Source organism: Alteromonas lipotrueiana, assembly GCF_019249245.1.
GTDB lineage: Bacteria > Pseudomonadota > Gammaproteobacteria > Enterobacterales > Alteromonadaceae > Alteromonas > Alteromonas lipotrueiana.
This window is the reverse complement of record NZ_JAESDK010000021.1, coordinates 26,338-39,439: the sequence shown is the minus strand read 5'-3', so window position 1 is coordinate 39,439 and position 13,102 is coordinate 26,338. Positions and strand designations below refer to the sequence as shown.

Annotated in this window: 9 protein-coding genes; 7 read left to right on the top strand and 2 right to left on the bottom strand. The window is 46.6% G+C overall.

Features of this window, described 5'->3' with window-relative positions:
- From pgl to JK130_RS13675, 4 genes are read left to right on the top strand one after another with little or no spacing between them, the layout of a single operon-like run.
- On the top strand, positions 1 to 693 hold the full coding sequence (gene pgl / locus JK130_RS13690; RefSeq protein WP_218354889.1) for a 6-phosphogluconolactonase: 693 nt from the start codon (positions 1 to 3) through the stop codon (positions 691 to 693).
- Positions 694 to 702: 9 nt separating this feature from the next.
- Entirely contained in the window at positions 703 to 2,532 is a 1,830-nt protein-coding gene (gene edd / locus JK130_RS13685; protein ID WP_218354888.1) for a phosphogluconate dehydratase, read from the top strand.
- Positions 2,529 to 3,488 carry a glucokinase gene (locus JK130_RS13680; RefSeq protein WP_218354887.1) on the top strand — a complete coding sequence of 320 codons (960 nt, stop codon included), beginning with the start codon at positions 2,529 to 2,531 and terminating at the stop codon, positions 3,486 to 3,488. Before edd ends, JK130_RS13680 begins: the two co-directional genes overlap by 4 nt.
- Complete coding sequence (locus JK130_RS13675; protein WP_218354886.1) at positions 3,485 to 4,132, top strand: bifunctional 4-hydroxy-2-oxoglutarate aldolase/2-dehydro-3-deoxy-phosphogluconate aldolase; 648 nt, start codon at positions 3,485 to 3,487, stop codon at positions 4,130 to 4,132. The genes JK130_RS13680 and JK130_RS13675 overlap by 4 nt, the downstream gene beginning before the upstream one ends.
- A 53-nt stretch (positions 4,133 to 4,185) precedes the next feature.
- Here JK130_RS13675 and JK130_RS13670 read toward each other — a convergent pair whose 3' ends face one another.
- Together JK130_RS13670 and gap are read right to left on the bottom strand one after the other, a co-directional pair.
- The gene (locus JK130_RS13670; protein ID WP_218354885.1) at positions 4,186 to 5,037 is read right to left on the bottom strand and encodes a D-hexose-6-phosphate mutarotase; all 852 of its coding nucleotides are present in this window, start codon (positions 5,035 to 5,037) and stop codon (positions 4,186 to 4,188) included.
- A 147-nt stretch (positions 5,038 to 5,184) separates the two neighbouring features.
- Entirely contained in the window at positions 5,185 to 6,180 is a 996-nt protein-coding gene (gene gap / locus JK130_RS13665) for a type I glyceraldehyde-3-phosphate dehydrogenase (protein WP_218354884.1), read from the bottom strand.
- 243 nt (positions 6,181 to 6,423) lie between these two features.
- Here gap and malQ point away from each other — a divergent pair, with 243 nt between their 5' ends.
- From malQ to glgX, 3 genes are read left to right on the top strand one after another with little or no spacing between them, the layout of a single operon-like run.
- Positions 6,424 to 8,631: a 4-alpha-glucanotransferase gene (gene malQ / locus JK130_RS13660; RefSeq protein ID WP_218354883.1), complete on the top strand. Its 2,208-nt coding sequence runs from the start codon at positions 6,424 to 6,426 to the stop codon at positions 8,629 to 8,631.
- Positions 8,632 to 8,688: 57 nt separating this feature from the next.
- On the top strand, positions 8,689 to 10,854 hold the full coding sequence (gene glgB / locus JK130_RS13655) for a 1,4-alpha-glucan branching protein GlgB (RefSeq protein WP_218354882.1): 2,166 nt from the start codon (positions 8,689 to 8,691) through the stop codon (positions 10,852 to 10,854).
- 9 nt (positions 10,855 to 10,863) lie between these two features.
- Entirely contained in the window at positions 10,864 to 12,954 is a 2,091-nt protein-coding gene (glgX, locus tag JK130_RS13650; RefSeq protein WP_218354881.1) for a glycogen debranching protein GlgX, read from the top strand.
- Positions 12,955 to 13,102 lie beyond the last annotated feature (148 nt).

Genomic DNA, 13,102 nt, shown 5'->3' with positions numbered 1-13,102 from the left:
ATGGCATTAACACAACAACATTTTGAATCGGCTGACGAGCTTACAGCAAAATTTGCACAAACATTAACGTCTATCTTGTCAGAAGGAATTAACAGTCGGGGCCGGGCTAGCCTGGTAGTCAGTGGCGGCCGCACACCCCTGGCACTGTTTAAAACACTGAGCAAAACAGAATTAGACTGGTCTAAGGTAGATGTGACGCTTGCTGACGAACGTTGGGTTAATGAAGACCACGAAGCCAGCAATACCCGTTTGGTAAAAGACAACCTTCTACAAAATAAAGCCAGTGAGGCTAATTTTGTTGAACTTAAAACGGACGATCCGGACGCCGCAGACGGTATTGCCCAGGCTGAATCTAACCTATCGAGTATGAGTCAGCCCTTTGATGCCTTGATTTTAGGCATGGGCGAAGATGGCCATACTGCGTCATTATTTCCATGTTCAGAACAAATTGAAGATGGTTTGAATTTGTCTAGTGGAAAAATTTGTCTGGCGGTTCAACCGGCGACTGCCCCGCACCAGCGTATTTCGTTGACGTTACCGGCGCTGTTAAATAGCCGTAATATATTTATTCACCTTACCGGTGAGAAGAAAAAAGCGGTTCTGGAAGACGCGCTTACAAACAGCACAGAACTTGAAAAACCGGTCACTGCCGTTGTAAACCGGGCCCCCGTCACTTTGATGTGGGCACCATAGGAGCTATTTATGAACAATCAAATCGCTGAAGTCACGCAGCGCATTATCGAGCGAAGCAAAGAGACACGAAAAGCTTATCTGAATAAAATTGACCGTGCGCGCCGTCAGGGCCCTCATCGTGGAGTGCTTTCTTGCGGTAACCTTGCGCACGGATTTGCTGCCTGCGGTACTGATGATAAATCTGACCTGCGTAGTATGACCAAAGCCAACGTAGCAATAGTGTCGGCTTACAATGACATGCTGTCAGCTCACCAGCCCTATGAAACCTATCCTGATGTTATTCGCCAGGCAGTCAAAGAGGTCGGTAGTGTTGCGCAGTTCGCTGGCGGTGTTCCGGCGATGTGTGATGGCGTGACCCAGGGTAATCCGGGTATGGACTTAAGCCTGATGAGCCGCGACGTTATTGCTCAGGGTACAGCAGTTGCTTTGTCTCACAATATGTTTGATGCAGCCGTTATGTTAGGTATTTGCGATAAAATCGTACCAGGATTATTGCTTGGTTCATTATCATTCGGTCATTTACCTACGGTATTTATCCCTGCCGGACCCATGCCTTCAGGCTTGCCTAATAAAGAAAAAGCGCGTGTAAGACAAGAATTTGCTGAAGGCAAAGTAGGCCGCGATGCCCTGCTGGAAGCTGAATCACAGTCTTATCACTCAGCCGGAACCTGTACTTTTTACGGTACCGCTAACTCAAACCAGCTTGTGGTTGAAACCATGGGTTTACATTTGCCCGGTTCATCATTTGTAAATCCGGGTACGCCACTACGTGAGGCTCTTACAAAAGCCGCGTCGGTTCAGGCAACCCGTTTGACTGACCTGACTGACAACTATATGCCTATTGGTCATATTGTCGACGAAAAAGCCATTGTTAACGGTTTAGTCGCGCTATTGGCTACCGGCGGGTCTACTAACCACACAATGCATTTAATTGCGGTAGCCCGTGCGGCAGGTATTCTGCTGAATTGGGACGATTTTTCACAAATCTCAAATGCAACACCACTGCTTACCCGTATTTATCCCAATGGTTCTGCCGATATTAACCATTTTGTGGCCGCCGGCGGCATGGCGTTATTGTTCAGAGAACTTCTGGATGCCGGATTACTGCACAACGATGTAAATACTATTTGCGGATATGGGCTTGAACGTTATACCCAGGAGCCTCGTTTAGAAGACGGCGAGCTGGTATGGCGCGACGGTACAACGAAGTCACATGACAAAGAAGTTGTGGCGACGGTCGCTACTCCATTTAAACCTGATGGCGGTTTAAGCGTACTTGACGGTAACCTTGGGCGTGCAGTGATAAAGACCTCTGCGCTGGGTACACCCCATTGTAAAATTAAAGCGCCAGCCGTAGTGTTTGAAGATCAGTTTGAATTAGATGATGCATTTAAAAACGGCGATTTAAATAAAGACTGTATTGTTGTGGTTCGATTCCAGGGGCCTTCAGCTATCGGTATGCCTGAATTACATCGTTTAACTCCGCCACTGGGTGTACTACAAGACCGAGGCTACAAGGTTGCATTGGTTACAGACGGTCGTATGTCGGGCGCTTCAGGAAAGGTGCCTGCCGCCATCCATGTTACGCCAGAAGCATTTAATGGCGGACTGTTAGCCAAAGTGAAAAACGATGACATAATCGAGCTGAATACTGAGACCGGCGAGCTTACTTTGTGTGTTGATAAAGCACAACTGGATGCACGCGAACCGGCTAAAGCTGACCTTACCAATCATCATGAAGGGATGGGACGCGAAATGTTCGGGGGCATGCGTGCGGTACTCACAGGCGCTGAAGAAGGTGCATGTTCATTGTTTTACACCCAGGAACAGGCGCTATGAGTGAGAAATTTGTGGCCGATGTCGGGGGCACTAACATTCGATTGGCCCGGGTGACAAGTACTGGGGTGACAGACATAAAAAAATATTTATGTCTTAACTTTGCTTCTCTTGATTTAGCCATACAGGCTTACTTTGATGAATACAGTGACTACCAGTTTACTCAGGGCTGTATTGCTATTGCCTGCCCGGTACTGGGCGACCAGGTAGCAATGACCAACCATAGCTGGGTATTTTCTCAGCAGGCTTTACAAAAGCAGCTCAGGTTGTCGGCTTTGTTTGTTATTAATGATTTTACGGCGGTCGCGCATTCATTACCCGCACTGGACAACAGTCAGGTTGTTCAACTGGGTGAGGGCACAGCACTACCGTCGGGAAATATCGCTGTATTTGGCCCGGGTACGGGCCTGGGTGTTGAGCACCTGACAAAGACGTCCACAGGATGGATGACATTAGACGGGGAAGGCGGACATACCGACTTTGCTCCTGTCGATGAAACAGATGTGGTTATTTGGCGCTATTTACAAAAAACACAGGGTAGGGCATCTGCCGAAGAGGTAATGTCAGGTCGTGGGATCATGAATATTTATCATGCTTTGGCAGACGACCAGGGAATTCAGGCGACATTGAGCAGTCCAGCACAGGTTACCGAGCAGGCACTGGCGCAAAGTTGTGATATTTGTGAGGCAACGTTAACGCAATTTTGTCGCATTATGGGAAGTTTTGCGGGTAATTTAGCCCTTAACTTAGCGACCACCGGCGGCATTTTTATTGGCGGCGGTATTGCTAATCGTTTTGCCGACTTCATTCAACGTAGCGATTTTCGCGCTCGCTTTGAAGCCAAGGGCCGAATGAAACACTACGTCAAAGATATACCAACCTATCTTATTGCCGAACCTGATCACGGTTTGCTAGGTGCAGCAGCCTATTTAAATCAACATATTACGAGTGAATTATGACAACAAAATGGAAGCTTTCTCCCGCCGAGGTTTTTGCAGCGGGGCCCGTAGTGCCAGTATTGGTAATTAACGATGTGGAAAAAGCCGTTCCTTTAGCCAAGGCGTTAATGGCCGGTGGTATAAAGGTATTGGAAGTTACTCTGCGTACTGCACAGGCGCTGGATGTCATTAAACGCATTGCGACCGAAGTTCCTGATGCATTGATTGGAGCCGGGACGGTAACCAACGCACAAGAGCTTAAAAATGTCGTTGAAGCCGGGGCAAAGTTTGCGATTAGTCCGGGTATGACCGCCGAGTTATTAAAAGCGGGTAAAGAGTGCGAAATTCCTTTGATCCCGGGTATCTCTTCTACTTCAGATTTAATGAAGGCTAAAGACGCAGGATACACGCATATGAAGTTTTTCCCTGCTGAAGCATCAGGCGGTATAAAAGCCATTAAATCTATCAGCGGCCCATTTCCGGATGTTACATTTTGTCCAACCGGCGGTATCAGTCTTGCCAACTATAAAGATTATCTGGCATTAAAAAATGTCGTGTGTGTTGGCGGCTCGTGGGTGGCTCCTGATGACGCTATCGAAAGCGGCGATTGGGAACGCATAACTCAGCTGGCTAAAGAAGCCGTATCAGGCGCACAAGCTCAGTAATTGAGTTTAGATTAAGGTACTGCGCTTTAATTTACGCAGTACCTGCTCTTTTGTTAAACCGGAACAATTGTCTGCTGTAAACAATGTTGCTCACCAGGCTCTACCACAGCGCCCTGTGTAACGGCAGTTTCAATACAAATCATATGCTTGTAGCCAAAAGCGTCCATATCTGAAATAGACGCCGCGCCTTGCCACGGATTCCAGACCACTAAACTATCGTGACCTTCAGATTCAATAGCCGTAAAAGGTGTTTGTTGTTGTAAAATTTGGGTGCGAGGCACTGGTGTCAAATGTATGCGGTCGGTCTCACTTACAATAGTGTAGGGAGTCGGACTGGCTTTTATGGCCCAGTTATCGGTCTTGTCTTTATAGTTTCCTTCGATACCGGTTAATTCAGTTTTCTGAATATTGTCTACCTGAAAATAGGTATGTAAAGCGGTATTGAAAGTAAACGGAACAATGCCTGAATTTTTGGTGGTCAGGCGTATTTGCAAGGTTTCTCCAACCAGAATATCTAAGCTTACTTCACAATCATATTCAAACCCGTCGGCGCGGGTATAAGACGGCACAAGTTTAATATGGGTGCCTTTTTCAGATGATTCACTGCTTTGCAACTGCCATACCTGAGCACGTAAAATACCATGAGAGGGTAACTCACCTTTTTCGCGACCATGGTCATCACTAAACCAGGGCCAGCATACCGGCACTCCACCGCGTATGGGTTTTCCCCCGTTAAGCGAAGCATAAGGGCTTAACCACAATCTCTCCTGGTTATCGCTTTTTGGTATGTAGGACAGTATATGTCCCCCGAATAAGCTTATTCGGGCGCTTGCAAATCGGTTTTCAATGTCTAAAAACGTGATGCCTGAGATTTCACTGACCTCAATATCTGGGGCAATACTCATTATTGTTAATATCCTACTTATCGCAATCGTTACGTATATCACGCAACCCGTATGAACTACACACACAAAAAAGGTGCGGTTTTACGCGCACCTTTGTTCTCATTCGGGCGACCTGACAAGACAACCCTATCAGCCCCGTAGGTATTATTACTTACTTATATGAGCAACCAGATCAAGAACCTTGTTCGAATAGCCCCATTCGTTGTCATACCACGAGACCACCTTCACAAATTTATCGGTAAGGGCAATACCTGCCCCTGCGTCAAAAACGGAGGTACGCGCATCGCCCAAAAAGTCATTCGAAACTACCGGATCTTCGGTATAGCCAAGAATGCCTTTTAGTTTTCCTTCGGAGGCTTCTTTCATCGCCTGACAAATATCTTCGTAGGAGGCCGCTTTTTCAAGGTTAACCGTTAAATCGACAACCGAAACATTAGGCGTTGGAACCCGAAATGCCATGCCGGTCAGTTTGCCGTTAAGTTCTGGAATAACTTTACCTACTGCTTTTGCAGCGCCGGTCGAAGAAGGGATGATATTCTGGCTGGCACCACGCCCGCCACGCCAATCTTTGGCAGAAGGCCCATCCACTGTTTTCTGGGTAGCGGTAGTAGCATGCACCGTGGTCATCAATCCATCAACAATACCAAACTTATCATTGAGCACTTTAGCAACAGGCGCCAGGCAGTTAGTGGTACATGATGCATTAGAGACAATAGACTGGCCTTCATAGCTTTCGTCATTGACACCCATGACAAACATAGGCGTATCATCTTTAGAAGGGGCCGACATAACCACCTTTTTGGCACCCGCATCTAAATGTTTTTGTGCGGTTTCTTTCGTTAAGAATAAGCCCGTTGCTTCAACCACAACATCTACGTCAACCTGGCCCCAGGCCAGAGACGCCGGATCTTTTTCATTGGTCACGCGAATTGTCTTACCGTTAACAATCAGGTTTTGATTGTCTACCGATACTTCACCATCAAAAATGCCATGAGTAGAATCATATTTTAAAAGATAGGCGATGTAATCTGTGTCCATTAAGTCGTTAATAGCAACAACTTCTATATCATCGCGAAGGGTCGCTGCGCGCATTACGAGGCGACCGATTCGTCCGAAACCGTTAATACCGATACGTACTGTCATGACTTACCTCTACTTAAGTATAGTTTAATGTAAATAAATTACGTAAAGTATGGATCAAAATGGCACAATTAGCAAAAGTAATTGCTTTAATGTAGCTTTATTACGAAACTAAATTTATGCAAACGTATTCAATTTCGCTTAACCGATGCTTTCACATAATGTTAACGGTATGTAGGCGAAAGTGACCCGTTCGCCTTTTAACATCTTATGCACTAACGCAGCCCGATTAAGGAATACGCTAGAATGACCAATCAAGTTTTACAAACGCTGGCAGAAATGCGCGGCATTGAATCAAATTACGTAGATGCCTGGGGAAAACCTGCGGTTATTAAGCAAAGCAGCAAGGAAAAATTACTTAATGCGCTTGGCTATGATACTACCGACGAAGAAGCGGTTCTGAATCAGATAAAAACAGAGACTTTGACTTACTGGCAGTCAGTGCTCAACCCTGTTCAGGTAAGCAGGGTCTCTGAACGGTTGAAGTTTTCGTTGAGGTTGCCGTTAGAGTTGGTAAATGATACGTACGATTTTGTGGTTACCACCGAGCAGGGCAAGGTGTTTACCAAGACATTTGTTCCGGTTGATACTCAGCTAATTAATGTTGCACAACTTGAAGAGGTTGAATACCAGGAATACGTCATAGATTTTGAAGAGCAACTTGAGCCGGGTTATCACACGCTAAAACTAATGGTTGAAGGTGATGATGAAGCGTTTGTTACCATGCGATTAATCATGGCTCCCGACTCTTGCTACATGCCAGACTCAATTGCATCAGGTCATAAAGTGTGGGGTCTTAGTGTTCAGTTATACTGTGTGCGCAGCCAGACAAACTGGGGAATAGGCGATTTTTCGGACCTGGATCGATTGGTCACTGACGCGGCCAAAAAGGGTGCACAGTTTATCGGTCTTAATCCTATTCATGCTTTATACCCTGCGAATCCTGAAGCCTGTAGCCCGTATGGCCCATCATCTCGTCGATGGTTAAACTTCTTATACCTTGATGTAACAGCCATCGACGGTTATCAGGACGCTGCTGTGCAAAAGATAGTAAACAGTCAGCAGTTCAAAACCAAGCTTCAGGCCGCCCGTGACGCCCAGCATGTTGACTATGCATTAGTTGCAGAGCTTAAGATAGAAGTACTGAATGCTGTTTTTAGCACTTATGAGAAGCAATATTTTGATAAAAACAGCCGCCAGCTCAAAGCGTTTAATGCGTTTATCGAAAATGGCGGGGAAAGTCTCGATATGCTGGCCGTTTATGATGTTATGCAAGAGCATCTTAAAGACGCCGGTGAACCGTCGTGGGGCTGGCCGGTATTTCCAGACAAATTTAAAGAATATCACAAACCGGAAGTGACCAAGTTTGCAAAGAAACATGCAAAACGAGTACGTTTCTATCAGTTTTTGCAGTGGCAGGCTGCTGAACAGCTAGAACAGGCTAATCAGGCGGCGCAAAAAGCCGGCATGACCATAGGTTTGTATCGCGACCTGGCCGTGGGTGTCAGTGAAGGAAGTGCTGAAATTTGGGGCAACAAAGACCTGTACTGTGTAAAAGCCAGTGTGGGTGCGCCGCCGGATGTTTTAGGCCCGTTGGGTCAAAAGTGGGGGTTACCGCCCATGGACCCGCAACGTCTGTATGATCAGGGATATCAGCCAATTATTGATCTGTTTTCTTCAAATATGGCCTCAGCCGGGGCGTTAAGAATTGACCATGTCATGGCATTGCTTCGATTGTGGTGGGTACCTGAAGGTGATCACGCCCGCGAGGGGGGGTATGTTTATTATCCGGTAGATGATTTGCTTGGCATATTAGCTCTTGAAAGTCATCGTAATAAAAACCTCGTCATAGGTGAAGATCTGGGCACCGTACCTGAAGAAATTCGTGGTAAGCTGGCAGAAAATGGCATTTTTTCTTATCGGGTATTTTTCTTTGAACAAGCCGAAGATGGTGGATTTTTCTCACCTTCGCATTATCCAGAGCAGTCCATGTCTACGTTAACCACTCACGATATGCCTACTTTGATAGGGTACTGGCACTGCCATGATCTTGAGTTAGGTAAAGAGCTGGGGTTATATCCATCAGAAGATGTTTTACAAAACTTATACGCAGCTCGACACGCCGACAAACAGGAAATTCTGAATTCGATGGACGGCCATAATACGTTAAGTGGCGAGGTATCCCGGGACGTAAACCAAACAGCAATGACTCAGCCGCTAAATTTTGGCTTACAAACGCATATGGCAACAGGCTCCAGCGCCCTGTTAAGCTTGCAACTTGAAGATTGGTTGCAAATGGATATGCCGGTGAACATCCCTGGTACTTTCGACGAATATCCAAATTGGCGCCGTAAGCTTACACGTAACCTTGAAGATATTTTTGCTGACGAAAACCTGGCGCAACTGGCAAAACGGCTAACTGATGCACGCGATCAGGCTAGCACAAACAAATAAACTATTGATCACTGAGGGCGCCGCTTATTTTGGCGGCACCGGGTACAGGAGTACATCATGCATATCGAGCAACAATTAGCCTGGGCCAGTTGCACAAACCCATTTTCAAAATTAGGAAAATTTGAAACACCGCAAGGACAGCGGATTTGTGTATGGCGTCCTGATGCCACACTGGTCGAACTCAGTCTTGCCGATTCAGAAGTCGTTCTTGGTCGTCTTGAGCCTGACCAAGAGCCAGGTTTGTTTGAAGGGACTTTTTCAGAACTGCAAGACGATATGCTGTACTGCCTGCATGTTCACTATCAAGATCGCGTAGAAAAACATCTGGACCCTTATCAATTTAAAACTCAGGCTTTTAGTGCGGTCCATTTTATTGACCACCAGCCCGCTAATCTGTACCAGCAGGGTGGGGCGCAAGTAATAACTCTGGACGGCGGACATCAGGCTATCCGTTTTTGTGTGTTTGCCCCTAATGCTTCCGCGGTATCCGTTATTGGCGACTTTAATCGCTGGGACGGGCGGTTGCATCCGCTGGAAAAAACCCAGATTGGTTACTGGGTGCTGGTTATGCCTGAAGTGGTTGCCGGTGACCGTTATAAGTTTCAGATAAAAGATGGCTGTGGTAATACGTTACCCCATAAAGCAGACCCGCTGGGTTACCAGGCTGAGCAATACCCATCTCATGCCTCGGTAGTCTACGACCATAATGAGTATCAGTGGCAAGACGAAAGCTGGATGGCCCAACGCGGCTATGACAAATATCATCAGCCCATGAGTATCTATGAGGTACACCTGGGGTCGTGGCGTAAACCTGACGATGAACGTCGCTATTTAAGTTATCACGAACTGGCCGATACCCTGGTTCCTTACGCGGTAGATATGGGTTATACCCATCTTGAATTAATGCCGGTCTCTGAATTTCCTTTTGACGGTTCATGGGGATACCAGCCGGTAGGAATGTTCGCTCCGACCAGTCGTTTTGGTACTCCAGACGACTTTAAGTACTTTGTAGACAAGTGCCACCAAAGCGGGCTGGGCGTTATTATTGATTGGGTTCCGGCGCATTTTCCTGAAGACGGTCATGGACTGGCTCGCTTTGACGGTAGTCATGTTTATGAATATGACGACCCAAGACGCGGCTGGCATCCTGACTGGAACTCTTGTATTTACGATTTTGGTAAAGACAGCGTGCGCCAGTTTCTGGTTGCCAATGCATTATTCTGGTTAGACAAATTCCATATAGACGGACTAAGAGTTGATGCAGTTGCTTCGATGTTGTATCTGGATTATTCGCGCAATGAGGGTGAATGGATACCCAACGTTGATGGCGGCAATCAAAATTACGAGGCCATAAGTTTACTGCGCTGGATGAACGAAGAAGTGTATCGTCATTTTCCGGATGCGATGACCATTGCCGAAGAATCCACTTCGTTTGCAGGGGTTTCCAGACCGGTTAGCAGCGGCGGGCTGGGCTTTGGGTTTAAGTGGAATATGGGCTGGATGCATGACTCATTAAGTTATATGAGCAAAGACCCGGCTTATCGGGCGCATCATCATGGCCAGCTAACATTTTCAATGGTCTATGCCTATGACGAAAACTTTGTATTGCCGTTGTCCCATGATGAAGTGGTGCACGGAAAAGGCAGCTTGCTTGAAAAAATGCCAGGTGATGAATGGCAGGCTGCGGCTAATCTTCGTACTTATGCGGCGTACATGTTTGGCCATCCAGGTAAAAAGCTTAACTTTATGGGGAACGAGCTGGCCCAGTTTAAAGAATGGAATCATGATACTTCGCTTGATTGGCACTTACTGGAATACCCCAAGCATCAGGGGATACAGCATTTATACCGAACGTTGAATAGGTTGTACCGACAGCACCCCGCGCTGTATGAACTGGACCATGACCACACCGGATTTAGCTGGATTGACCTTAGCAATTCGGGGCAAAGCGTGGTTTCGTTTATACGCCACAATAAAAAACGCACTCAGCAAATTTGTGTTATCAGCAATATGACCGCTACGCCTTATGAAAATTTTCGCATAGGTGTAGAAAGTGACAAAGATTATACCTTGCTGCTAAACACCGATGATGAGTGCTTTTGGGGCAGCGGTTACGCGGTATCAACAAAAGCCAGAGCACAATCGGTACCGTGGAACAATTTACCTCATTCGATAGAAGTTACCCTGCCTCCTTTGGCAACGGTTTATTGGATTTGTGAATAGGACAATATTTTGAATGTATCGTTAGAAAATCAGTGGGTTCAAAGCTGTGGAAGTGCAGTACCGCTAGGCGCTACAGTAACACCAGAAGGTGTGAATTTTGCCGTCTACAGTCCTGATGCGCATTCGGTGATTTTGTGTTTGTACAGTTCTGATACTGAAGAAACACTTTGCGAAATAGCCTTAGCCAATAAAACAGGCGACGTCTGGCACGGACTTATCCATGGCATCGGGCATCGTCAGTTATATGCCTATCGGGTAGATCGCGGCCATAGCGAATTGCATAGTTCTCCGGCCGATAAACTGCTTATCGACCCGTATGCTAAAGCATTAAGTCGGCCGGTGCATTGGAATGCCCGCCAATACATTAATGATTCGCATTTTATGGTGCCCAAGTGTCTGGTGATAGACCACGCTGTTTATTGTGAGCAGCGCCCGGCTAAACCAAAACTGAAGCCGCATCAGCGAATTGTGTACGAGGCGCATATAAAAGGACTTACCCAGTTACATGCGCAAGTACCTGCTGAGCAGCGGGGTAAATATCTTGGGGCTTGTCACCCGGCGGTGTTATCTCATTTAAAAGCCTTGGGGGTAACCAGCGTTCAGTTTTTGCCCATGGCATCTTTCATGCCCGAGCCTTATATCACGGAAAAAGGCATGACTAACTACTGGGGCTACAATCCGGTAAACTTTTTCGCTCCAGAACCACGCTACGCTCATGCTGATGCGCTTTCAGAAGTACGCACAATGGTAGATCGCTATCATGAAGCGGGTTTAGAAGTTATTGTTGATGTGGTCTTTAATCACACGGCCGAAGGCGGCAAGGGCGGACCGGTTTTATCGTTTAAAGGCTTTTGCCCTTATCAGGCGTATTTGTACGAGCAGGCGCCTAACGGCGAGTTGTATTTTTCAAATCATTCAGGGTGTGGCAATAGCGTAAATGCTGCGCAACCAGAAATGATGACACTCATATTAGATGCTCTGCGCTTCTGGTTAACCGCTATCGGCGTTGACGGGTTTCGGTTTGACCTGGCGGTGAGTCTTGGCCGTGAGCCGCAACACTTTACTCCTACGGCAGGTTTGCTTAGGGCTATGCAGCAAGATCCGATAATAAGTCAGGCGGTATTAATTGCCGAACCTTGGGACATTGGTCCTGATGGTTACCAGTTAGGTAGTTTTAATAGCGATTGGCTAGAGGTTAATGATAAGTATCGCGATAATGTTCGGGCTTTCTGGCGAGGCGATAAAGGCACTACCGCCGAATTTGCTACCCGCGTTTTCGGGTCTGGCGACATTTTTATTAAAGGTCACCGGCACATCAATACATCGGTTAACAATATTACCTATCATGATGGGTTTACTTTAGAAGATCTGGTTAGCTATAACGAAAGGCATAACGAGGTTAACGGTGAAGAAAACAAAGACGGCCATGGTCACAATTTATCAGCAAACTATGGGGTAGAAGGCCCTACGCAAGACCCGAAAGTATTAGCGCTTCGTGAAAAGCAAAAGCGTAATATGTTTGCAACGTTACTGTTAAGTCAGGGCACCCCGCACGTTCTTGGGGCTGACGAATTAAGTAAGACTCAGCATGGCAACAACAATGCCTACTGCCAGGACAACGACATAAACTGGTATGACTGGGAACTGAACAAAAGACGGCAGGATTTTCTCAATTTTTGTAGCTACGTTATTGAGTTACGAAAAAGCAGTGATGTGCTGTGTCATTTGTTAGAACCAACTGACCCGTGGCAGCAACGTAATAATGTGTCAAAAATACGTTGGTTCAAACCCGATGGCGCGGTGAAAGAAACCGAGGACTGGCACGAAAATAACCAGACTTTCGGGGTTGAAATTGAAGGACTCGACACGCCTGAAGCGCCTGCTGAACATTGGTTTATTTGTTTTAATACCAGCGAAAGCGAAGTCACCGTTCAGTTACCTACGGTAAGTGAATGTAGCGGCTGGCAACTTAAGCTCGACACCCGGTTTCCATCAGTACAGGAGCAACCTGAGATGTGCGTACGGGATACCTTTTTGCAAGCGGGTAAAAGCCTGGCGGTGTTTAGTCATACCCTGGTTAATCCTGCCCCCGTAACGTAAAGATTACTTGTGGGTGGTGTGGGGGTTATTTGTCACTTAGCAGGGTAAGCTTGTAATAATAACGCGGTATCCCCATCTTAATGTCAACGCCAGTGAACACAAGACACTGGCTTTTTTCTTTTCAAACTGTTGTTTACAGTGTTCAAAA